The sequence below is a fragment of the Paenalicyclobacillus ferrooxydans genome (assembly GCF_001399675.1).
Lineage (GTDB): Bacteria > Bacillota > Bacilli > Alicyclobacillales > Alicyclobacillaceae > Alicyclobacillus_B > Alicyclobacillus_B ferrooxydans.
Window position 1 is genome coordinate 142736 of the sequence record NZ_LJCO01000069.1, and the last position, 23719, is coordinate 166454.

21 protein-coding genes are annotated in these 23719 nt (G+C 54.1%); 19 read left to right on the plus strand and 2 right to left on the minus strand.

Annotation, left to right across the window (positions count from 1 at the left end; genetic code table 11):
• Positions 1 to 280 precede the first annotated feature (280 nt).
• From atpC to murA, 15 genes are all read left to right on the plus strand, one after another.
• Positions 281 to 709 (plus strand): ATP synthase F1 subunit epsilon, encoded by a 429-nt coding sequence (atpC, locus tag AN477_RS15965; protein ID WP_054970152.1) that lies wholly within the window; start codon positions 281 to 283, stop codon positions 707 to 709.
• Between the two features lie 1015 nt (positions 710 to 1724).
• A complete protein-coding gene (locus AN477_RS15970) occupies positions 1725 to 2093 on the plus strand; it encodes an NADH-quinone oxidoreductase subunit A (RefSeq protein WP_054970153.1) in 369 nt (122 codons plus the stop codon).
• The gene (locus AN477_RS15975; protein ID WP_054970154.1) at positions 2084 to 2626 is read left to right on the plus strand and encodes a NuoB/complex I 20 kDa subunit family protein; all 543 of its coding nucleotides are present in this window, start codon (positions 2084 to 2086) and stop codon (positions 2624 to 2626) included. The genes AN477_RS15970 and AN477_RS15975 overlap by 10 nt, the downstream gene beginning before the upstream one ends.
• Positions 2623 to 3537 carry an NADH-quinone oxidoreductase subunit C gene (locus AN477_RS15980; RefSeq protein ID WP_054970155.1) on the plus strand — a complete coding sequence of 305 codons (915 nt, stop codon included), beginning with the start codon at positions 2623 to 2625 and terminating at the stop codon, positions 3535 to 3537. The genes AN477_RS15975 and AN477_RS15980 overlap by 4 nt, the downstream gene beginning before the upstream one ends.
• Positions 3524 to 4645 carry an NADH-quinone oxidoreductase subunit D gene (locus tag AN477_RS15985; protein WP_054970156.1) on the plus strand — a complete coding sequence of 374 codons (1122 nt, stop codon included), beginning with the start codon at positions 3524 to 3526 and terminating at the stop codon, positions 4643 to 4645. Before AN477_RS15980 ends, AN477_RS15985 begins: the two co-directional genes overlap by 14 nt.
• On the plus strand, positions 4645 to 5631 hold the full coding sequence (gene nuoH, locus AN477_RS15990) for an NADH-quinone oxidoreductase subunit NuoH (RefSeq protein ID WP_054970157.1): 987 nt from the start codon (positions 4645 to 4647) through the stop codon (positions 5629 to 5631). The genes AN477_RS15985 and nuoH overlap by 1 nt, the downstream gene beginning before the upstream one ends.
• Positions 5632 to 5662: 31 nt before the next feature.
• The gene (locus tag AN477_RS15995) at positions 5663 to 6130 is read left to right on the plus strand and encodes a NuoI/complex I 23 kDa subunit family protein (protein WP_054970158.1); all 468 of its coding nucleotides are present in this window, start codon (positions 5663 to 5665) and stop codon (positions 6128 to 6130) included.
• Positions 6127 to 6657: an NADH-quinone oxidoreductase subunit J gene (locus tag AN477_RS16000; protein WP_054970159.1), complete on the plus strand. Its 531-nt coding sequence runs from the start codon at positions 6127 to 6129 to the stop codon at positions 6655 to 6657. The genes AN477_RS15995 and AN477_RS16000 overlap by 4 nt, the downstream gene beginning before the upstream one ends.
• A gap of 1 nt (position 6658) precedes the next feature.
• On the plus strand, positions 6659 to 6985 hold the full coding sequence (gene nuoK, locus AN477_RS16005; protein WP_054970160.1) for an NADH-quinone oxidoreductase subunit NuoK: 327 nt from the start codon (positions 6659 to 6661) through the stop codon (positions 6983 to 6985).
• Between the two features lie 219 nt (positions 6986 to 7204).
• Positions 7205 to 9109 (plus strand): NADH-quinone oxidoreductase subunit L, encoded by a 1905-nt coding sequence (gene nuoL / locus AN477_RS16010; RefSeq protein ID WP_054970161.1) that lies wholly within the window; start codon positions 7205 to 7207, stop codon positions 9107 to 9109.
• 1 nt (position 9110) lies between these two features.
• Positions 9111 to 10640, plus strand: coding sequence for a complex I subunit 4 family protein (locus AN477_RS16015; RefSeq protein WP_054970162.1), 1530 nt, complete (start codon positions 9111 to 9113; stop codon positions 10638 to 10640).
• Positions 10641 to 10644: 4 nt separating this feature from the next.
• On the plus strand, positions 10645 to 12123 hold the full coding sequence (locus tag AN477_RS16020; protein WP_054970163.1) for an NADH-quinone oxidoreductase subunit N: 1479 nt from the start codon (positions 10645 to 10647) through the stop codon (positions 12121 to 12123).
• 982 nt (positions 12124 to 13105) lie between these two features.
• Complete coding sequence (locus AN477_RS16025; protein WP_169787911.1) at positions 13106 to 13597, plus strand: DUF1146 domain-containing protein; 492 nt, start codon at positions 13106 to 13108, stop codon at positions 13595 to 13597.
• Positions 13598 to 14664: 1067 nt separating this feature from the next.
• On the plus strand, positions 14665 to 15708 hold the full coding sequence (locus AN477_RS16030) for a YwmB family TATA-box binding protein (protein ID WP_054970165.1): 1044 nt from the start codon (positions 14665 to 14667) through the stop codon (positions 15706 to 15708).
• Between the two features lie 60 nt (positions 15709 to 15768).
• Positions 15769 to 17052 carry a UDP-N-acetylglucosamine 1-carboxyvinyltransferase gene (gene murA, locus AN477_RS16035; RefSeq protein ID WP_054970166.1) on the plus strand — a complete coding sequence of 428 codons (1284 nt, stop codon included), beginning with the start codon at positions 15769 to 15771 and terminating at the stop codon, positions 17050 to 17052.
• A gap of 377 nt (positions 17053 to 17429) precedes the next feature.
• Here the strand turns inward: murA and AN477_RS16040 are convergent, their stop codons facing one another.
• Together AN477_RS16040 and AN477_RS16045 are read right to left on the minus strand one after the other, a co-directional pair.
• On the minus strand, positions 17430 to 18296 hold the full coding sequence (locus tag AN477_RS16040; RefSeq protein WP_054970167.1) for a DUF421 domain-containing protein: 867 nt from the start codon (positions 18294 to 18296) through the stop codon (positions 17430 to 17432).
• Between the two features lie 212 nt (positions 18297 to 18508).
• Positions 18509 to 18715 carry a DUF1657 domain-containing protein gene (locus tag AN477_RS16045; RefSeq protein WP_054970168.1) on the minus strand — a complete coding sequence of 69 codons (207 nt, stop codon included), beginning with the start codon at positions 18713 to 18715 and terminating at the stop codon, positions 18509 to 18511.
• Between the two features lie 450 nt (positions 18716 to 19165).
• Between AN477_RS16045 and AN477_RS16050 the strand changes: the two genes are divergently transcribed.
• The 4 genes from AN477_RS16050 (at position 19166) to mreB (ending at position 23347) form a co-directional block, all read left to right on the plus strand.
• On the plus strand, positions 19166 to 20650 hold the full coding sequence (locus tag AN477_RS16050) for a SpoIID/LytB domain-containing protein (protein WP_054970169.1): 1485 nt from the start codon (positions 19166 to 19168) through the stop codon (positions 20648 to 20650).
• 101 nt (positions 20651 to 20751) lie between these two features.
• The gene (locus tag AN477_RS16055) at positions 20752 to 21459 is read left to right on the plus strand and encodes a M23 family metallopeptidase (protein ID WP_054970170.1); all 708 of its coding nucleotides are present in this window, start codon (positions 20752 to 20754) and stop codon (positions 21457 to 21459) included.
• Between the two features lie 268 nt (positions 21460 to 21727).
• The gene (gene spoIIID / locus AN477_RS16060; RefSeq protein WP_054970171.1) at positions 21728 to 22045 is read left to right on the plus strand and encodes a sporulation transcriptional regulator SpoIIID; all 318 of its coding nucleotides are present in this window, start codon (positions 21728 to 21730) and stop codon (positions 22043 to 22045) included.
• 279 nt (positions 22046 to 22324) lie between these two features.
• Positions 22325 to 23347, plus strand: coding sequence for a rod shape-determining protein (gene mreB / locus AN477_RS16065; protein ID WP_054970172.1), 1023 nt, complete (start codon positions 22325 to 22327; stop codon positions 23345 to 23347).
• Positions 23348 to 23719: the final 372 nt, after the last annotated feature.

Consider the following 23719-nt stretch of genomic DNA (forward strand, 5'->3'; position numbering starts at 1 on the left):
CCCGCGAGAGGCCATGTGGTGCTGGCATGCAGGCTGTGTGGTGCTGGTGCTGGCATGGAGGCTGTGAAGTGCTGGTGCCGGCATGTAGGCTGTGTGGTATTAACATGCAGGCTGTGTGGTGCTGGTGCCGACATGGAGACTGTGTGGTGCTGGTGCCGGTATGTAGGCTGTGTGGTATTAACATGCAGGCTGGAAGTGCTGACATGGCTGCTCTCTCGTTTGGGGAACCTACCGCTCTGATCTCACCCCAATCACGCGTCATGCCGGAGGTGAGAACGGCTTGAGTACGACCTTATTGGAAGTTGTGACTCCGGAGAGAATGCTTCTCTCAGAGGACGTCAACATGATTATCATCCGCACTGGCGGCGGGGAACTTGGCATTCTGCCAAGGCATACGGCGCTCGCAGCCACCGTGAAACCTGGCGTCATCCAGGTGAGATTCCCGGATGGGGAGGACTTCATCCACACGACTGGCGGGTTTCTGCAGGTGTTGCCGGACAAGATCACTATTCTTGCCGACGCAGCTGAGTTGGCTTCACAGATCGATCTCGAGCGCGCCGAACGCGCCAAGACACGCGCTGAACAGCGTCTGAACCAGCGCGACAGTATCGATGTTGCTCGGGCCGAGATGGCATTGCAGCGCGCTCTGAACCGGATCGAAACGGCACAGAGAGCGCATCAACCTGGCACACGGGTCACCAATCGGTAATTTGTTGCTCAGTTGGTGTTTGTGAGGCCAGTTGGTGTTTGTGAGTTCAGTTGATGTTTGTGATTTGAGTTGCAACGCGTCAGCTTCGCGGTTTATCGTTTCGGATGCTCGCGCGGGAGCATATCGAACGTTCACGATGAAGTGGCGGTTAAGTGGCGATTAGACGAGTTCTGACGATCTCGCTCTAGTCCGCCACTTTTTTGTGTGTTGTGGGGCTTGTGGGGCTCCGCCCGAGCGGCCAGAGTTGAACTCAGTTCCCTTTAAGCAGCCGATTAAGCGGCCGACTCTGGGGCCCACGGACGTGTAGCGGAACTCAGTTCCGCTAGCGAGCAGGGTGATGCTCGTGGATGCACCTCAGCGCCTTGATAGGTTCCACATTAGAGCCAAAAGTTTCCCTTATGCACCCGTTTTCAGCGTAATCTGGCGTGACAGCGTACAAATCTTCCTTTTTGCCGCCAATCGGCCTCAATATCGGGTGAATCTACCCCGTCAACGAACAATTATTCCCCTATCGACTCCGCGGATATTGCACAGACAGCCCTAGCGCACAAAACTTCCCTTAGCATCTCTCGCTGGCCTATCTCCAGCTTTCACCTTGCATCTTTCAACTTCGTCCTTCCACCTTCCACCTTCGACCTTGCATCTTTCAACTTCGTCCTTCCATCTTTCAACCCTTCCACCTTCCCGGTCGGCGACTTCATTTCAGAGTGGAAGGCAGGCCGTTTCGGCCTGCCAACCAAATGTAATTCCTTCCATTCGTGGGGCGGACTGACGGATCGAAACCGTGGAAATTGACAGGGTTCTCTCGATTGCGCGAATGTTCGCAGTCCGTGTCAAGCCAAGAACGCTCAAAACGGGCGATTTATGTCGAATATAGCTCATTCGGACTACGTTTATGGCATCCTCGTGGTGTTTTACACCCAAAAATCGGTTTGTTATACTTATGGACGGTTCACTATGGCCGATCATCTTGTCTGACGGCCGATTTTAGTCCAGTTCACCAGGGGGGAACGCCATGTTCCATTACTGGAATCCGTATTTCCTGATTGTCTTGTACGTGGTTCTGGGCATTTTTTTACCAGTCGCTTCAATCTGGGTAATTGGTCCAATTTTGAGACCAAATAAACCCTCTGAAGCAAAGGGCTCTACCTACGAAAGCGGGCTCGAACCCGTGGGGGATGCACACGTCCGCTACAACGCACGCTACTACTTATTTGCGTTGATGTTCGTAGTGTTTGACGTAGAAACCCTGTTTCTGTATCCGTGGGCAGTAGCATTCAAAAAGTTGGGGATGTTTGCCCTGACTGAGATGCTCATCTTTATCGTCCTACTCGTCATCGGGCTGGCATACGCCTGGAGAAAGAAGGTGCTCGAATGGACCTGACGGCAGCATCACGAAACCTGCCGGTTATCCAGTATGAAGGCTTTACGCCCGAAGAAAACGCGATCCTCAGCCGCGGTGTTATCGTGAACTCGTTAGAGGTCATCAAAGGCTGGGCGCGAAGCAACAGCTTGTGGCCAATGACTTTTGGTCTCGCATGCTGCGCGATCGAGATGATGGGAACTGGTGCGGCACATAATGATCTAGACCGTTTTGGAATTATTTTTCGTGCATCTCCGCGCCATTCTGATGTCATGATCGTCGCCGGTACTGTGACAAAGAAAATGGCTCCCTTGCTTCGTCGTCTGTATGATCAGATGGCCGATCCGAAGTGGGTCGTATCCATGGGCGTATGTGCTACAGCTGGTGGCCCGTACGTAAATAGCTATTCAGTGGTGAAGGGTGTCGACCAGATCGTTCCAGTTGACGTTTACGTTCCCGGATGCCCGCCATCTCCTCCGGCGCTTATTTACGGACTGAACATGCTTCAGGAGAAAATTCGCATTGAGGCCCGCGGGAAGAAGGTGCAGGCATGAGTGACGAGGAACGCTCGCAGCAACCAGATTCTCAGCCGACGACTGAGCCGAGCGGCGCAGACAGTCAACCTGCCCCTGCGGAACCTGCATCCGAAAAGCCAGCAGCCCCGGCTGAACAGCCTGCCGTAGCTGCCGAAAAGCCAGCAGCCCCGACGGAAGCGCCTACTGCCGCCGACGAGAAACCCGCCGCTGGTGCCAGCAAGCCTGCTCCAGCCTCGGCCGCCGCGGACCCAGCCTCAGCTGCTGATGCAGCGCCCGCTGCTGCTGGTGATGCCGCCGCCAAGCCGAAGGTGAAGCCTGAGGGAGCCGCCAAGCCGGCAGCCGCCGCGAAACCCGCGGCCGCAGACGGAGAGGCCAAACCCGCAGCTCCGGCAAAGAAAGCGCCGCCAAAGAAAGAGGCGCCGCCGCCGAATCCGCGGACGATTGCTGCCAAAGAGCTCGCCGATCAGATTGCTGCCACCATCTCTGCCAGCTTCGGCCAAGAAGTTGTTGAAGAGACCGGCGCAGCGCAGTTCAAATCGATGGTTCGCGTCCGTAAGGACCGTTGGCACGATGTCTTCGCCATGCTCAAGGATCATGAATCATGGAAGTTCAATTATATCGAAATGATGGCTGGTACGGATTACAAAGACTACATCGAGATCGTGGCCTTTGTTCAGTCGACTGAACTCGGCCATTCTGTATTGCTCAAGACTCGCACAGACCGAGAGAACGCATCCGTTCCTTCACTCGTCAGCGTTCACCCCGGCGTGAACTGGGAAGAGCGTGAGATCTACGACCTTCTCGGCGTGACATTTACCAACCACCCTGACCTTCGTCGCATCATGATGTGGGAAGGCTTCAAAGGGCACCCGCTGCGCAAGGACTATACGCCGTGGGAAGGGGAGGAGGATCCCGATGTCGCTGAGTGATGGCAAAACGCAACTGCGTACAGAAGAAATGATCTTGAACGTGGGTCCTCAGCATCCGAGTACTCACGGGGTGTTCCGGCTGGTTGTGAAGCTCGACGGTGAAACCGTTGTCGAAGCTGAACCGGTCATTGGTTATCTGCACCGCGGGACGGAGAAAATTGCTGAAGACCTGCAGTACACGCAGATCATTCCTTATACCGATCGCCTGGACTACCTCGCCGCAATGCTCAACAACTACGCGCTCTGCCATACCGTCGAGGAAGCCATGGAGATGGAGATTCCGGAACATGCGGAATACCTGCGGGTCATCATCATGGAGATGCAACGGATCGCATCGCACATGCTCTTTATCGGCGCTTATCTGCTCGATCTCGGTGCAATGAGCCCGTTCCTCTACGTGTTCATCTCGCGTGAACGGATCGTCGAGTTGTTCAACGAGATCAGCGGTGCAAGACTCACGTACAACTTCATGCGGATTGGCGGTCTGCGTTTCGATGCGCCAAACGGCTGGTTGCAAAAGGTGCGCGATCTCGTTCCACAACTGCGCGCTGACCTGAAGCTCTGCCAGGACCTCATCACAGGCAACGAGATCTTCCTCAACCGCGTGAGAGGGCTCGGTGTTTATACGACTGAACAAGCTCTTGCCTACGGCATGAGCGGTATCAACCTGCGCAGCACCGGATTTAAATGGGATCTCCGAAAGACGAAACCATACAGTATTTATGACAAGTTTGACTTTGAGATCCCGGTCGGCCAAAACGGCGACTGCTTTGACCGCTACTATCTTCATATGCAAGAGATGGAGCAGTCCGTGCGGATCATTGAGCAGGCGCTCGATGACATTCCTGACGGGCCGTTTATCGGGAAGGTTCCGAAGTTCGTTCGCGTGCCTGCAGGTGAGTACTACACCGGTATTGAAGGCGCGAAGGGTGAACTTGGATTTTACATCGTCAGTGACGGAAAAGACAAGCCGTATCGAATGAAAATTCGCAAGCCGTCTTTTGTGAACCTGCAGATGCTTCCTGAACTCCTGAAGGGGCAGAACATGGCAAACGTCATCGCGATCCTCGGCGCCATTGATATCGTACTGGGGGAGGTGGATGCCTAATGTGGAACTGGGCAACACACCCCGTCTCTTGGCTCTCGTTTCTCGGGATGCTGATTGGGACCGTTGTGATTCTGCTTTTGACACTGGTTGTTGTCATGTATTCCATTTACTGGCAACGGAAGTTTATCGGCTGGATCCAGCTTCGCATCGGGCCGAACCGAGTCGGACCGTTTGGACTCCTGCAGACAGCAGCTGACGTATTTAAGCTGTTAATCAAAGAGGACATCATCCCGAACAAGGTCGACCGAGTCTTGTTCATGATTGCACCAATCATCGCCTTTGTTCCATCATTCATGGCGTTGTCCGTTATCCCGTTTTCACGGACGCACGTGTTCACGGCAAACATCGCGGTTGGCGCACTGTTCTACCTGGCTCTGTCTGCCATCACGATTCACGGTGTTATGATTGGCGGCTGGGCATCAAACAACAAGTACGCGCTGATCGGCAGTATGCGGTCTGCAGCTCAGATGCTGAGTTTCGAGATTCCGCTTGGGATGTCCATCGTCGGGGTGGTTCTGATGGCGGGATCCATCAACCTCAACGACATCATTGCCGGACAGCAGCACAGCGTCTGGTACATCATTCCGCAGGTTCTCGGCTGTATCGTCTTCCTGATTGCATCGACAGGTGAGCTGAACCGAACGCCGTTCGACTTGCCGGAAGCTGAGTCAGAGCTTGTTGCAGGTTATCACACCGAGTACTCTGGTTTCCGTTTCGCGTTCTTCATGCTGACCGAGTATGTGTACCTGTTTGCGATGGCAGGACTGTTCGCCACCTTGTTCCTCGGTGGTTGGAGCGGACCTTGGCTTCCAGGCTGGCTCTGGTTTGCAATCAAGGCTCTCATTTATATCACGTTCCAGTTCTGGGTCCAGGCTACCATGCCCCGTATGCGTGTTGATAAGGTAATGCCGTTTGCTTGGAAGGTGCTGCTCCCGTTGGCGCTGTTCAACCTCGTCATCACAGCAGTACTTAAGGCGGTGCTGTAAGCGTGCGAAAGCGAGCGAATGAGGTGAGACCATGTTTGGATTCATGAAAGGCTTGGGTGTCACGCTGCGCCAACTGCCAAAGAAAAAAGTGACCTTGATGTATCCGGAGCAAAAACCGGTGTGGCCCGAACGTTTCCGCGGCGTGCATCGTTTCATTCCAGACTTGTGCATTGTTTGTAACCAGTGTGCACGTGTTTGCCCAACGGACTGTATCTCGCTGTCAGGTACCCGCGGGCCGGATAAGAAGATGCGCATTGACACCTACGACATCAACTTTGATATCTGCATTTTGTGTTCTCTTTGCACCGACGTTTGTCCGACAGAGTCGATTTTGATGTCTGACACGTTTGAACTCGCGACCTACTCGCGTGACAATCTGTACCTTGATATGCACTGGTTGTATGAGAACGAGCTCGCGTATGAGCGAAACCATCCGGAGCGCTTTGTGAAGGATGCAGAAGGCAATGTCGAGTCGGAGAAAGCAGGTGACGCCGAGTGAACTTTGTCTGGAGTTGGCCCGTCATCGCGTTTTACATCATCGCGCTCTTGACTCTCTGCTGCGGTGTCATCATGCTCTCAGTCCGCAAAGTCATCTACATGGCTCTGACGATTGGCGGCGTATTTATCGGTGCCTCAGCGCTTTACTTCTTGCTCGGAGCCGATTTCGTCGGTGTCGCGCAGATTCTCATCTACGCCGGCGCCATCACGATTCTTATCATGTTTGCCATCATGCTGACGAACCACGAAGCGACGGAACCTGGTTTCAAGTGGTCGCCGAAGAACATCGCAGCTGCCATCGGTTCGGTCTTGCTGGCTGTGGTCTTACTCTTGGCGATCCGCTCAACCGCCTGGCCCACTGCCACCACTTCGCAAACTGCGCTTGATGGCGGGAACAGCAATCCGATGGCGATTGGTTTGGTCATGTTCAAGGGTTACGCGATTCCGTTTGAACTGGTCTCCATCCTGCTGATTGTGGCGTTGGTTGGAGCCGTCATCCTCGCCAAAGAGCGAAAGGAGGACGAGTGAGATGGGTGCAGCCCCGTTTCCGGTGCCGACCGGATCGCTACTTGCATTAGGAGCACTGTTGTTCTGTATCGGATTGTTTGGAGCGCTCACAAAGCGCAACCTGATTATCGTGCTTGTATCCATTGAGTTGATGCTAAACGCAGCGAACATCAACTTGGTGACCTTCTCCCGTCTCGGTGTTGCACCGAGCCTGAGCGGACAAGTGTTTTCACTGTTTACCATGACAGTGGCCGCTGCTGAAATTGCGGTTGGACTGGCTTTGCTGCTTGCCCTTTTCCGACTGCGTAAAACAAGCGAAGTGAAGGACCTGAACATCCACAAGTGGTAACGACGGCGACGGCTCTCCGGCATCACCGCGCAAACGGTGGCTGGGCGATGCCAATACGCAAGCGGCAAAGGGCCGCGCGTGTAACCACTGTGGCAAGCGGCAGGGGGTACAAATTGCTCCACTAGCCGTGGTTAGCCAAAATCAGGTCAGCTTACATCAACGAGTCGGATGCGGGTGCAAGGACACCCGTCGTCAAGCCGCAATGCGAGGAGGGAGTTTATGGTACAGTACGCCTGGCTGGTTCCTTTTCTGCCGCTCGTCGCGTACGTTTTCCTGCTGGTGCTGGGAAGAAAGGCTGCTGAAGGCCTGGTCGCCGGGGTGTCCGTCATCCTGACAGCCGTGTCCTTCGTCCTCAGCCTCTTCATCTTCCAGGCTGTTGGAAACAACCCGCATGGGAACAACACCTACGTGTTTCATTGGTTGACCGTTGGAAACCGCGTATTCGACGTTGGATTCCAAGTCACCCATTTAAATGCCTTGATGTTGGTCGTCGTGACACTGGTCAGCACCTTGGTGTTCTTGTTCTCCAAGGGTTACATGCACAAGGATGACCGCTTCCCGGTCTTCTACCAGTACCTGAATTTGTTCGTGTTTTCAATGCTCGCTCTTGTCATCTCACTGAACCTCCTGCAGTTGTACATCTTCTGGGAGATGGTCGGTTTGTGCTCGTACCTGCTCGTCGGATTCTGGTACTTTAAGCCGGAAGCTGCACTGGCAGCGAAGAAGTCATTTATTGTTACCCGTATCGGTGACACAGGAATGTTTGCAGGCATCGTCCTGTTGTTCCTGGCAACCGGCAGTTTTGATTACTCAACCATCTTCTCGGCGGTGGCCCACGGCACCCTGCACATTGGCTGGTTGTCGAACAACGGCGTCATCACCTTGACGGCTCTGCTCATCTTCGCGGGTGCGGTTGGTAAATCGGCTCAGTTCCCGCTGCACGTCTGGTTGCCGGACGCCATGGAAGGTCCGACCCCTGTGTCAGCCCTTATCCACGCGGCAACGATGGTCGCAGCAGGTGTTTACTTAGTGGCTCGTACCTTCCCGTTGTTCCAAGCAAGCACGGGTGCTACCACGACGGTCGCTTGGATCGGCGCGATCACCGCGTTGATGGCTTCCCTGATTGCGCTCACGCAACGGGATATTAAACGCGTCATCGCCTATTCGACGATGTCGCAGCTCGGCTACATGATGATGGCACTCGGTGTCGGCGCGTATGCGTACGGTATCTTCCACCTGATGACACACGCCTTCTTCAAGGCGCTCCTCTTCTTGGCTGCCGGTTCTGTCATTCACGCTGTGGACACACAGGACCTGTTCGAGATGGGTGGTCTTCGAAAGAAGATGCCAGTCACCACGTACACCTTCCTGGCTGGTGCCTTGGCTTTGGCCGGTATCGTTCCGTTCGCCGGATTCTGGTCGAAGGATGACATCCTGTCAGCGACCCTGCAAAGCGGCCATCCGGTACTCTATTGGTTCGGTCTGATTGCAGCCTTCTGTACCGCGTTCTACATCTTCCGCGTCTTCTTCTTGACCTTTACAGGCAAGCCGCGCGTGGAAGAAAAGTACGAGCATGCACACGAAGGCTCCTGGGTCATGAAACTGCCGCTTGTGGTTCTGGCCGTGTTCGCGACCATCGCTGGTTTCTTCAACAGTCCAGTCAACCACTACGGTCTCGAGCGCTACCTGTTCGCTGACTTTGCCAGCGGCACAGCGGGCGTGGTGGTAAAGGAAAACGTCGGGTTGATGGCTTTCAGTGTCGCTGTCGGCTTGCTTGGCATTCTGCTTGCAGCCCTTATGTACTGGCGGCCAGCCTTTGGCGGCGAGAAGCTGTCTAAGGCGCTCAGCATTCCTTATATCATCTCGTTCCGGAAGTTCTTCTTTGACGAGATCTACACCTTCGTCATTGTTGGCGGCGGTAAGGTGATTGCAGCTATCGTTGATTTCGTCGATCGCTATATCATCGACGGCATTGTCAGTCTGCTTTCGTGGATCGGATCTGTGTTTGGAACCATGCTCAAGTACACGCAAGACGGTCAAGTTCAGACGTACAGCGCGATTGCGGCGTTTGGCGTGCTGATTTTCATCGCCATTGCGGTGTTCACAGTCGGGGGGGTGTTGTAACATGAGCCTGTCCTTTTGGTTAGTGGCTGCCCCTCTGATTGCAGCAGTACTGTTGCTCGTTCTGCCAAAGATGGGTGGTGCAGCATCACGGGGCCTGGCGATTGTCGGGACACTCGTATCCCTCGTTCTCGCCATTGTGATGTGGCTGTCGTTCCCAAGTGGGAGTACAGGGTTTGAGTTTATCGGCAAGATCCACTGGTTTACACTCCCTGCGATGTGGCATGGGACGGACCTCTCGGTCGGCCTCTCCTTCGGGGTCGATGGACTCTCGCTTCCTTTGGCTGCCATGACCGCGTTTATCTCGGTACTCGCGATGGCGGGTGCAAAGCGCGATATCGATCGGCCGCGGCTGTATTACTTCTGGCTCTCGATGGTAACAGCGGGTCTGCTTGGCGTGTTTGCCGCACTCGATCTGTTCACCTTCCTGGTCGCTCTCGAAGTGACGTTGTTTGGCAGCTTCTTCTTGATTCAACTGTTTGGCCGCCCAGGCAGCCCGAAGGCAGCCATCAAGTTCCTCATCTACCGCGGTTTCGCCACGGTCGCGATGTTGGTGGCACTGGTTGGCATCGCCTACGGACTTACAGGTGCTTACTCGCACTCCGGTATATCGGGAAACCTCAGCTTCTCGATTCCGACGATGCTGAATGAAGCGCATCATCTGTCGAGCGGCATTCTTCCGGCAGGAGTCGCAGGTGCATTACTCCTCGTTCTGTTGCTCGGTGTGTTTATCGAAGAGGCATTCGTCCCCTTCCACACCTGGTTGCCGACGACGCACGAATACGCGGATACCCCAACCAACATGGTGATTGGCGGACTCCTGACCAAGACTGGTGCATACGTTCTGCTTCGCTTCGGTGTCGGTATGTTGCCTGCGCAGATCCAACACTACGGCATGCTGATCGCGGTCTTCGGTGTCATCAACATCCTCTATGGTGCATTTGCAGCGTGGGCGCAGAAAGACTGGCGTCGTCTGATTGCCTTCGGCGGGATCAGCCACATGGGCCTGGTGCTCCTCGGCATCGCTTCATTCTCCGCTGCCGGCCTTCAGGGTGCGATGTTCATGATCGTTTCTTCCGGCCTTTTGACGGCACTGCTCTTCTTCTTGACGGGCGCCATCGAAGACCGTACGAATACTGTTCAACTGAAAGACCTCGGCGGCTTGTCAAAAGCCATGCCGATGATTTCCGGGTTCCTCCTTGTTGCGGCACTCGGCTCACTTGGACTTCCGCTGACCAGCGGGTTTATCAGTGAGATTCAGGCGTTTATCGGTGGTTTTACAGCGTATCCAGCGGCCTCGTTCGTTGGGCTCGGCGGCCTCATTTTGTCCGCTGTGTACCTCCTGTACGCGATTCAAAAAACCACCTTCGGCCCGACTGCGAAGCTTGCAGAAGGTCTGTCAGATGCAACCGCAAGGGAGTATCTGCCAACCATCCTTTTGACCGCATTCGTGCTGTTGATTGGTATTTACCCGAACCTCATCGGGCACCTGTTTGGGTTGTCCGTACAAGGTTTGTTGGGGATAGGGGGTTAAGGCCATGACAACTCCTCTGGATATGCTGCATCAGCCGTATTGGATGACCATGGGGCCGATGATTGTCGTGGCCGCAACAGGCTTCGTCGTGATGATTCTCGAGTTTATCTTCCGCAAGGGGGACAGACGCTGGCTGACAGTGCTGTCAATGCTCGGCGTTGTCGCGGCTCTCGTTGTGGCTATTATCCACTTCAACGCAAAGCCGACTTTTGCGCTGAATACTATCGGGGTCGATCCGTTCGCCTCCGTCTTCTCGGTCCTGATTCTCATCTCGGCTCTCTTGGTCTTGCTCTTTACGCTCGACTTCAGTGCCAAGAGTGATGTCCCGGCGGAGCACACGTACCTCATTCTGTTTGCTGTCGTCGGCGCACTGACCATGGCTTCCTCCATCGATCTCGTCACCCTCTACGTGGGTCTCGAACTTTTGTCGGTGGCGAGTTATGTCCTGGTTGCAGTCCGGACGCATTCGATTCGCAGCGTTGAGGGCGGCATCAAGTACATGCTGATGGGCGCACTCGGCTCAGCCGTCCTGCTCTACGGGATGTCGTTCATCTACGGCATCTCAGGTACGACGAATCTGATGAATCTTAGCGGTGCCGGTCTGCAGATGTTCTCTACGTACCCGGCCATTACCGTGATCGGCTTCTTGATGATGCTGATTGGCATGGGCTTTAAGCTCTCGCTGGTTCCGTTCCACATGTGGACACCGGACGCTTACGCCGGCGCACCAACTCCCATCACCTCCTTCTTGGCTACGCTTTCGAAGGCGGCGTCATTTGGGATGTTGCTGCGGATGTTGGTCTTCATCTTCAACGCACCGGGCGCGCACCTGTTCTACTGGGCAGGTATCATTGCCGCCATCACGATGATTGTCGGTAACTTCATCGCCTTGCCGCAGCGGAACATGAAGCGGCTGCTCGCGTTCTCCAGCGTGGCGCAGGCAGGCTACATCCTCGTCCCGTTCGCGATGTTCGGCATCGCACAGTCGGCGGATTGGGCCGGGCTGTTCGACAGCATCTCGTTCTACCTGTTCGCTTACACGTTCATGACGGTCGGCGCGTTTGCTATCGTCTATCTGCTCGAGCGTGACAAGGGATCACTCGATTCAGATGCGCTGATTGGACTTTATCAGCGGTCTCCATGGCTGGCTGTCGCACTGACCATCTTTGTTCTGTCGCTCGCCGGCATGCCGCTGACGGCAGGCTTCCTTGGGAAGTTCTACATCTTCGTCGACACCATGCACTTTAGCACCATCTGGCTTGGCGTCATCCTCTTTGCGACCAGCGTCGTGTCGTTCTACTACTACATCGGCTGGCTGCGAAAGGTGTACCAGAAGGAGCCGGTCGCGGAAGTGACCGCCTTGTCTGCAAGCCCGATTATGCACACCCTTGTTGCGGTTTGTGTGATTGGCACGCTGGCACTCGGTATCGTTCCTGCATTGCTCCTGCACCCGCTCGCAGGCCTGCCGTGGATTTACGGGTGATAAGTGGCCGATAGGCGGTCGATAAGCGGTCGATAAGTGTTCGATAAGTGTTCGATAAGTGGCAGATGAGTGGCAGATGAGTGGCAGATGAGCCCGGTGTGCTGGGCCTGAACGCAAAAGCCGCAAGAACGGCGAGACGGCACGGGTCTAGCGAGCCGACCAGGGTTCACGCCGGCCACACGTGGCACATCAGGGTATGAAGCCAAGGCCTCTACCATGTAGACCGAGCACCGATTCAACTGAAAATGACATTAGAAGGTAGGGCCCCGCTCTTGGCGGGGCCCTATTTCGTCGTGGGTAATTCATATGGGGCGCAGCCTTGTGGTGGTTGGTACCCTTTCATACAAGTTGACACGCAGCTAAGTCGGTGTCGCCGACTAAGCAGGGCCCCAGACGCCTTCGGACACGGGTCTAAGTCGGTGTCACCGACTAAACCGAGGCCGCAGAGACAATTAGTAGGCTGACACCGACTAAGGTCTGCCAAGGATGCCCCGTTAGTAGGCTGTGACCGACTAAGCAGGGCCTCAGACGCCTCGAGACACGGTTCTAAGTCGGTGTCACCGACTAAACCGAGGCCGCAGAGACAATTAGTAGGCTGACACCGACTAAGGTCTGCCAAGGATGCCCCGTTAGTAGGCTGTGACCGACTAAGCGAGGCCCCAGACGCCGTCGGAGACGCAGCTAAGTCGCTGACACCGACTAAACCGAGGCCGCAGAGACAATTAGTAGGCTGACACCGACTAAGGTCTGCCGAGGATGTCCCATTAGTAGGCTGTGACCGACTAAGCAGTGCCCCAGACGCCGTCGGAGACGCAGCTAAGTCGCTGTCACCGACTAAACCGAGGCCGCAAACACAATTAGTAGGGTGTCCCCGACTAAAGATCCCCAACTTCCATAGTGCCTCGATAGGGCACCGCGCCCCGGAAGTGCGGTAGAATAGAAGCTAAGTTGACATCAGACCGGGTTGGCTGGAAGAGATGGAGTGATGCTCCACCGTGACGAGTTGAACCACGACCCGCAGCGACAAGTTGAAGCACGGGACGTAATCACCACATGTGGTGTGAGCCGCAGCGTCAAGTTGCGTCAAGTTGCGGACAGTTGCGACCAGTTCGACCCAGTTGCAGCGTACGTGCATCGACCAGCTGTGACTGAGCAGGTGTTATTGCGCTTAAGTCGCAAGCAAAGACACGGGGGTAGACTTTCGATGGGTATCGGTACAACAGGTGCGGCGAATACACAATACACGGTCATGGTCGCCGCCGACGGGTTTATTTTTATTATCGCATTCCTTGTAGGCACCTATTATTCGTGGAGAGCCTTGGGAATCTTAAAGTGGGACAAATTTGTGTTCGATCCGATGGGCGTACAGGCCCGCATCCTTCGCTTTCTCATGTCCATGGCCGGAGGCTTTATGGTTGGCCTGATTGCTATCGCCTACCTCGTCGCGGGACAGGCCCTGCGCATCTTGTTCTAAGACTCGTCGACCAGTTGATCGCATCTGGCCCGGTTTCAGGAGTAACTAGTCCCCCATTTCATCCGTCGATCCGTTCAAAGTTGGCAGGCCCCTGACCTGCCTTCCACATCATCATTGTTATTATCTTCAGCACCATCTTTGATCCCAGAAATCGTTCTCTTCGACCCCGGAAACGGCCAACTTCAATCCAATAAATAACCCCCCCGATCCAAATAAATCACCATCTTTAGCCCCAGAATCATTCTCTTCGTTCCAAGAAACCATCCTCTTTGATCCTCTTTGATCCTCTTTGATCCTCTTTGATCCTCTTTGATCCGATGAATCACTCGAACGAACCCTCTTCGTCTAGTCCCATGTCATCATGCGCCAAACCATTGCATTCAAAACTCGGCCTCTGTGGACAAAAATGGAGTTATCCACAGAAACATGTAACATGTCCACAGAAAATCTGTGCATATCCACAAAATTAGCGGTATACTCCACAATTAAGTTCGGGTTTCCCACATTTCCTTAGACACTTATCCACAGTGAACTAAGATGGCTACCCCCTAGAATGACCGTAATCAACGCCTCCGTGTGTGGATTCCATATACCTAAACTTTAAACGTGTAATTCTGCAACTCGTTCCAGAATATATTCAGTGTGCTGTCGGCTCAACTCAGTGCCCGCCATGACGTGCTGTCGGTCCAATCGCGAGTTAACTCTGGTCGTTAACCGTTGTCGGGAGGTGCTGCCACCCAGGCCCGCCGTGGGTCGGAATGCGCTGCTGCGGGCCCTATGTAATTTGGGACTGGTGGGGCTCATGAAGCGACACCCGTAACATTTCTTGTTCAGACCCGTCTGTATACCGTGACTCATTCTGTGTATTACGTGACTCATTTCGCCAATTATGTGATTCATTCCAACCATTAAAGGGGTCTGATGTAGAGAGAAGAACCGGGTCTACCCAGATGGTCATCATTCGGTCTATTAAATCTAGTAAAGCTGTTCGCCGATATAGTATAAAACCCCAACCGCAGGTAAACACTTCAATGTATAGACCACCGAGCGGTAGGGGAGGAGTAAACATGAAAAGGCGAACACTGTTGGTGACGGCGGCGTGTGGGGTCATGGCCTTGGCGGGTTACCACATGGTATCGACTGCAACTGTAGGGAACGGTTTGAATCAGACTGGCATGTCAAGTCACCGGATGGCTGCAGCAACGAGATCTTTGATTTCATTCGATCCACAGACCAACAGCGCACGGACAGTGTCTGCAACAAGCTCCACCCCTGGGGTCGGCAGACCTCAAACTAGTACTTCGGCAGCCAGCAGTACTCAAAACGGAAGTACGCCAGCCAGCAGTACGCAGTCCAGCAGTGGCGGTTCGGGACAAGCTGGAAACATCAATCTGAACGCTGCGAATCCCAAAACTGAGGCCCAATTCCTTGAAACGGCATTTCGAGCCACGGGGAGTCAAGTGAACGGATACGTCGTAAACAACTGGTCCCAAGTCAATAACAACTTCGAGTCGCTTCAACAAATCACCTCATTTGTCGACAAAATTGGGCAGGAATTAGGTGTTCAGAACGCGAAGTTTCTAACACATCAGGACACTGGTACGACGCAAACTGCTAGCAACGGTCATTCCGACCAGAATACTTCCGAAGTATATGGAACGTGGCCCGACTCTACCCAAATAACAGTTACAGCGAGCACATTTAACTTCGGAAATGGGCAAAAGGAAACACTGTTGGTGATTTGGGCGAGAAGTAAAGGAAGTAACTTGAAGCAATTCGAACAAGACTTGTCCACAATCCGCAACATCCTTGATTCTGAGGGTGTGGCGCCGGAAATTAGTGCTTGTATCATCGGATCGCAGGGTGCTAGAATGAGTGGCGGGCAAGCAGAATCGCTGATTAGCGAGGCCTTTGCATCCGTTCATGCAGCACGGGTAGAAGGTGTAAGTACATCGCTGTATACCAGCATTTCCGGCTATTCTGCAATGATGCCGCAGTACATCCTCACAGATGGACGGAAAATGAACATACAAATTGGAATACATTATGATGCCGTTCATCACCGAACGAACGTACTCGTAGGATCTCCTATTATTACAGTCACGTATTAATACGGAGAGGCGAGGCTTCGATGGAGGAGTACTGAGCGGTTGCGTACAGGAGTTGACGCAATGGCGAAGATCGTGATTGAAGGCGGGCACCGGATCTCCGGGACAGTCCGCATTGGTGGCGCTAAGAACGCAGTGCTGCCCATCCTAGCCGCCAGCCTACTGGCCTCCGACGGAGCCAGTTACATTGATGATGTCCCTTCACTACTTGACGTAGAACATATGCTGCAAACCATTGAGGCACTCGGCTGTGATGTGCAAAACGGTCTGGGAAGCATCCGAATAGATGCAACGCATGTCAATTCATACGAACCACCGCACGATCTCGTTCGTCAGATGCGGGCGTCTTTCGTAGTGGCGGGACCGTTGTTGACCCGCGTGGGTGAAGCGGTGATCGCGTTGCCTGGCGGTTGCAATATCGGACCCCGACCCGTCGATCTGCACATCAAGGGACTCGAGGCGATGGGTGCAGAAGCGCGAATTGAGAACGGTTGCGTGCACTTCCGCGCACCCAAGGGCGGCCTGCACGGTACGCGCATTTACTTAGACATTCCAAGTGTCGGTGCGACACAAAACATCATGATGGCAGCTTGTCTGGCACAAGGTCAGACGATTATTGAGAACGCAGCGAAAGAGCCTGAGAATGTCGATCTCGCGAATTACCTCAACGCCATGGGCGCCCGCGTTCGCGGTGCGGGGACAGACACCATCCGTATCGAAGGTGTCGACGCAATGCACGGGGCGAACCATAATGTGATTCCGGATCGGATCGAAGCAGGTACATTCCTCATTGCAGGTGCAATCGCCGGAAACGGCGTGTACGTTGAGAATGCACTGTCTCAACACCTGAGTTCCTTGCTCGCCAAGTTGGAAGAGGCGGGCGCCATCATTGAGGACGACGTGCGGGGCATCCGTGTGTATCCCGTTCAGTCGGGTCGGATGCGCGCGCTCGATGTCAAGACCCACTACCATCCCGCTTATCCAACGGATATGCAGGCACAGATGGTAGCAGCTCTTTGTACAGCCGTCGGTACGAGCACGATTACGGAGACCGTGTTTGAAAATCGGTTTATGCATGTCGCAGAACTGCAACGCATGGGTGCGGAGATTCACATCGAAGGGCGTACCGCCATCATTGAAGGGATTCATCGGCTTTCTGGTGCAGAGGTGACTTCCACAGACTTGCGGGCAGGTGCGGCACTTGTGATTGCGGGATTGGTCGCAGACGGTGTCACAACCGTCGGAGGCTTGCATCACATCGACAGGGGTTACGACAACCTCGTCGGTAAGTTCCAGGCCCTCGGGGCGAACATTCGCCGGATCGAGGAGGCAGTTGAAGTCTGTTAGTTAGTTAGCCAGTTAATTGGCAGGCCTTTAGAGCTGGGACGCTCTAGCGGTCTGTTTTTTTTTTTTTTTATCCGCTTCAGCGGTCTTGCCTGGGATGTCTGCATGCTGCTTTAGAGGTCTGCCCTCGTCGACCTCCCTTGTCGGTCTGCCTGTCGGGTCTGCCTGTTCGGGTTCTTTCGTAGCCTGTAGAGGTCTGCGCTCGTCGGTCTGCCCTCATGGGTCTCCCTTTAGCGGTTTGCTCGGGCACGCTTCCACAGGATGTAGCCGACCAGTGACTCCTGCCGTGCCGCCCCTCGACAGGGGGCGCACAAGGCCAGGTTCTGTGGCGGTTGAAATCGTGCGCTCGGGATATCCGACAAAGTCTGCCGTACCACAGTTTACGACTTCGGGCCTTCCAAGAGAGGCGTGGTTTGAGCGATCACCCGTTGCAACGATTGTGCACACGTTGTGTACAGTTGCTTGGCAGCGGGATTTTCTGTCTCAAGGGCAAATGTTTCGAGGCTGGCCTGGGCTTGCTTCAGTGTGGCAAGGGTTGTTGGGTGGGCATTGCTTCGGGTCGGTGGGGGTGTCATCGTATCATCGTAAAAGTCCACGTGAACCGAACCCATTCCGTCCACCTGTGCCAAAGCGATTGACTGGATGTGTTTGATCCCTTGTCTCCGCAGTTCACCTGCCAGCCAACTCCGACTGACCCCAAGCTGTGCTAACGCTTGTGCCTGAACCAAACCATCAATCACGACATCCACCGGACCCGACGTGTTTTCCACCGGGATATTTAATTGCTTCGGTGTCACTGGCTGACTTTCCGATTTCAAAAGCACGCTCAGTTGCCCGTCCGGCTCCAGAACCCCCATTTCCACATCCGCAACTTGAAACGCATTCTTTTGCCGCAGCATGGACAATAACTGAGCCATGGGGGTCTGTGCTTTTTTCAAGTTGTCCTCAAGGACTTTCCCACCTTGAACGACAATGGTGGGCTGCTTACCGATCAAGGTCGCAAACTGCGGTGACTTGAGGCTTGCCCACTGTGCGAGCAGAGTCAGACCGATCCACGTTGCCACGGACACAAACCAGTGCGTCCACGATACTCCGATGTCCACAGCGGTGATCCCCGTCATACACGCAATCGCGAACGCTATGACCGCCATCAGGTTTTGCGCCAGAACCCGTGCAACAATGACGATCCCGATAAATGTGGTGATGCTGTGCAACAGCACAGTGACTTCATCCGACAGATGTATCAAAAGCTCTCACCCGCTTGAACCCATGATGGGGGAATGTATGAAGTACGGTACAAAAGCAATCAAAAATGGACCATACAGTGCAGTCCGAAGAGCGATCCCATCCGGACCGCCCTCCGACTGCCTCATCTGAACTTACTTGCTGCATTGCTCTATTGCTCTATTGCTGCCTCAGCGCTAAATCTGGCGAGTTCCTATTAAATCAAAACCCCGCATTAGAACCCTTTATACTGCGGTTCCTCCTGTTCAAGCTGCTGAACGCGGGATTCCAGTGCCGTTACGATAGTCTCTGTTTGTGACGCTGCATCCTGGTACAACTGCTTTGCCTGCTGATTCTGTGTCTGCAGTGCAAACTGCTCAAAGCTCGCTTGTGCACTCTTGAGTCCGGCAAGGGTCTGTTTTACCTGACTTGCTACTGTCATCAAATCGCCTCCTCTACACCCAAATGAAATGCGGGTTGCCCACATCGTTTTGATGTTCCGCAATCCCGACGCTCACAGGTTGCGCGATTCACATCGGGAAATACCATATTCCTACAGGAAATTTCAGGGTACCTATCCACTCCTAGGCCGGTGCTCATAACCTGTCCACTTCGCTCATACCTCTGTATACAGGGAGTCGTCTGTGCGCTCCCCGCCAGGTTGGACAACCACATGCATCCACACGCGTGGGACATGGCACTACATGCATCCACATCGGTTGGACATGGCACCACATGCAACCACATAGGAGGGCCATGCCACTCGGTGCATCTGCATGCGTGGGACATGCAACCATCATGCATCCACACGTGCGGGACATGCCCCTGCGATCAACGACACGCACGACTCGACACAGCCAGTTAACCAGGACCGCGATAGGGAGGGATCCGTTTGCACGGAATTCAACATCCAAATGGGGTTAAATCAATCTTTGCGAGGTTTCAACAAACGGTGGCAAGGGCTATCCATGTGCTCCGGGCCAATCCCATTGGTTGGTGGTGGCGCCGATACAGCGATTGGCGACTTGTCCTGACCTTGATTATGGTAGTGGCTTTCATCAGCATGATCGCGATGCCAGCCAGCGTCGCTTTGGCCTTTCACCGGGGCAAACCAGCTCCAAATTCTGTACAAGCCTGGCTCAACTCATCTGACGAGCAGACCACCATCTATGTGTACAGAGTGCACACGGGAGAAACGGTGGCTATGCCGCTTGGCGAGTACCTGATTGACGTACTCGCGGCTGAACTTCCGCCAAACGCTCCGCCAGCCGCACTGGAGGCTGCAGCTGTTGCCGCGCGGACCTACGCGGTACAGGCGATGCTCGCCAAACGATCCGGTATGGTGGCTCCAGGTGCCACTCGACCCGCCATTACCACTCTGACCACCAGCAACGCCAGTCACGTCAGCGGTGCCACATCTGCTGCTTCCAAGACAGGTTCAACTTCCCAAGCTGGTTCGACTTCGAGGACAGGCTCGACTTCCCAAGCCGGTTCTGCATCCCAGGCCGGGTCAACGTCTCAGGGTGCGCCAGCCTCGAACGGCGTCTCTGGGGGCCAATCTAGATCCCCCTCTAGTTCGGCATCCCAGGCCGGTTCTACGTCCCAATCGACGTCTCAAACCGGGGCCGGGTCACAGAATGCTGCATCATCCCACACCGGGTCTGCATCCAAGACAGGCTCAACGTCGCAAGCGCAGTCGGCACAAGCTGCAGGAGCTGACGTAACGGATTCTGGCCAATACGATTTGCCGATGGAGACAGCCGCCGCACAAGATGCGCGATGGGGTTCTCAGGTAGACGAGATGCGAGCAAAGTACCAGGCCGCGATTCTAGCTACTGACGGTTTGATCGTCAGCTACAAGTCCCTGCCGATTTTGGCTTTCTCATTTCCCTTGTCTCCAGGTGTAACGCGAAGTGCTGAGGAGGTCTTCCATAAGTCGATCCCATATCTCCAGGCTGTTCCTGCGCCGGATGACAAGCGTGCGGCCAAGCAGCCTGTAAAGTTTTATACACTAGCAGAGCTTTCTGCTCGCCTTGGGTTTTCCGCGAAGGGCGCCGCATTAACACAGTTTGCTGTGACGAAGCGGCTGAAAGATGGGTTTGTAGTTGGGGTTACCGGGCCTCGGGGGGCGAGTTGGACCGGATCGACATTTGAACAGAAACTTGGACTCTCATCGAGTGACTTCACACTAAAAGTGGTGAGAGACAAACTGGTCGTGGAGACGTACGGGATTGGTGCAGATGTCGGTCTAAGCCTTCACGAAGCTGCGGCTCTTGCGGCACGCGGCGAAACGTGGCAAAAAATTCTGGCTACATTTTATCCCGGTACAGGGATCATGTCAGACGTAGGTTTTCCGCTCACAAGTTTTCAACAGTAATGGCAGACTTCCGTTATCAGAAAGTTTTCTATTTCTTCTGTTTCACGTTGGTATAAATCGTTGTAGATGTGGCGACACTTCGTTAATGAGGTGAGCGCCAAATGGATGCAAACAAACATCCACAAGAACAGAACAAAGAACAGTTACAGGCAACCCACAAGCCAAGACTTCGGGGTGCCGCCGGTTCGCGCCGGATCTTCTCAAAGCGCTGGGTGTATCCTGCAATCTATCTCGGAGCCGCAGCCCTGATCATCGGACTCATGTATGTTAAGAGCCAGGTTGGCAGCAGTCCGGTAACAAGCAACGCGGTGGAAACAGGCACTACTGGGCAGACTACCACAACAGCAGCCACTGAAACATTCCAGTGGCCGGTCGCAACTAACGTAAGCCCGAAGGTCACGCTGGGCTTTTTCTCAGACAAGGGCACTCAAACCCAGCAAGCAGCAGCCTTGGTTCACTACGACAACGGTTACTATGCACACCAGGGTTACGACATTCAAGCTGCCGACAAGAAGACGTTTAACGTCCTGGCGGCGGTCAGCGGTAAGGTGACCAGTGTCGACGTGGGTAAGACCACGAACCCGCTGTACGGAAACATTGTCGAGGTTACGAGTCCGAACGGGTACCAAGTCCGTTACGAGTCTCTCGGCAGTGTGTCGGTGAAGGTGGGCGAAACAGTCCAACAGGGACAAGTGCTTGGGACAAGCGGTACTTCACAGTTTGAACTGTCCCAAGGAAACCATCTCTACTTCGCTGTCTACAAGAATGGTGTCGCGGTCGATCCGGCGAGCGTTTTACCGAAGCAGTAAGGTCTATCATTTCCCGAGTTCAGCGTTAGACAGACAAGCTTAGAAAAACAGCGCAATCTGTGAGAAACCGCGCGAAACTTATTGAGTAGCCGCTTCTATCGAAGTTGGCTACTTTTTTTATTTCCCTCGAAGCAAATGAGAGAAAACAAAAGATAAAGGGACAAAACAAGCCGTGACAAGCTCTCAAGGACGAAACCAAGGCATATGGTGTACACCCCCTCATATACTGTAACAGACCATCTGAGCAAAACCTGGGGAGGCGAGGGGAGTGCATGACTATATCAAGGAGCGTACTCTGAAAATCGGTGAGTATATTGTAGAAACGAGAAATACAGTGCGGACCATTGCAAACGAGTTCGGCGTCTCAAAGAGTACGGTCCATAAAGACTTGACGGAGCGTCTGCCGGAGATCAATCCCGACCTGGCGAACCGCGTCAAGGAGATCCTTGAATACCATAAGTCCATTCGACATCTGCGTGGGGGGGAAGCGACCAAACTCAAGTACAACAAAGACTCTGAGCCGGAGCCAGTGAAAAATACGTCGAAAAAGTTCGAGCGGAAGACAGGAGTTTCTAGCGGTCTGTAGAAACCTTAAGCTATTCCGATGTATCTTCCGTGAATGGGGTAGCCAGCGTCCGCTCTAAGTACCTAAGATGTGCACCTGCATGTCGTGTATGCCTTTCGATCGCATGTATCGCTTGTGTGCCAAGATGAGTCAGGATGAATGCAACAGTGTGACTTGAATCATCAACGCAACATATCACGTATGATCATACATGGCGTTCAATGGTCCAGGCGGACTCTACAATCACCGACACATTGGATACGCTTATCTGCACGCTCAGTTGGGGAGGACTCGCCGTAAATGTTTTCCAAGGAGATTGGAGTAGACTTGGGCACTGCCAACGTCCTGGTACACGTTCGTGGCCAAGGTGTGGTCTTGAACGAACCATCGGTTGTAGCTATCGATCAGGTCACAAAACAGGTGGTCGCTGTTGGGGAGGAAGCCAGGCAAATGCTCGGGCGGACTCCAGGAAATATTGTAGCCATCCGCCCACTGCGGGATGGGGTCATTGCTGACTTTGAAGTTACGGAAATTATGTTGCGGCACTTCATTCGAAAAACGATTGGTCAAAGTGTCTTTATTCGCCCGCATGTGCTCATCTGTGTGCCGGCAGGTATCACGTCCGTTGAGCGAAAGGCTGTCCGTGAAGCAGCGGAAGCCTGCGGAATTAAACATGTGGATTTAGTAGAGGAACCTAAAGCCGCTGCGGTGGGCGCCGGACTCAATATCTTTGAACCGAGTGGTAGCATGGTGGTCGACATTGGTGGAGGAACGACAGATATCGCAGTGTTGTCACTGGGAGATGTCGTGACCTCCACGTCTCTCCGCATGGCGGGGGACAAGCTCGATGCAGCCATTGTCAAATATATTAAGCGTGAGTATAACTTACTCATCGGTGAGCGAACTGCAGAAGAACTCAAGATCTCGTTGGCCACGGTGTGCCCGAACAGCCGTGTCGCGGAAACAACCGTACGCGGTCGCGACATGATGTCGGGTCTGCCGAAGACCATCACCGTCAAATCAACCGAAATGCACGACGCCTTGCGGGAACCGATTGATGCCATTGTGGCTGCAACGAAATCCGTTCTGGAAAAAACGCCGCCGGAACTCGCCGCTGACATCTTTGATAAGGGCATCGTCCTTACAGGCGGTGGGGCGCTTGTTGATGGGTTGGACAAACTCATGATCCATGAACTCCAGGTCCCTGTTCACGTAGCAGAAGACCCGATGCAATGCGTCGTGCTTGGCACAGGCCTGATGCTCGAACACCCAGCCATGAAGCGCTCCAAGCGTATGAGTCGTGCGCAGCGACGAGCTTATTAAGCAGCGCTAGGCAGGGTTCATTGAGGGGCCGAAGTGGTGGAACGAAGTGGTGGAACGAAGCAGTGGAACGCAGGGCTCATTGATGGAATGAAGCGGTGGAAGAACGGGTCTCATTGATGGAATGTAAGCCCATTGATTAGAGCTTTTGATCCGAACGAAGGACCGATTCATTAAGGACCGATTCATTATTGATGTTTCTAGGGATTGGGTTAGGTAAGCCCGGCCATGTGGCCGGGCTCTATTTTATTTGTGCGCCCGGCATGGGCGTTGTCTATACGGTGGAAGTCCGGAGTGGTGAAGGTAGCAGTAGCCATTAGCTCAAGCCAAGGGTGTCCACCGCGAGGTGGAATCTGAAGGAAGGCGGCGGCAAAC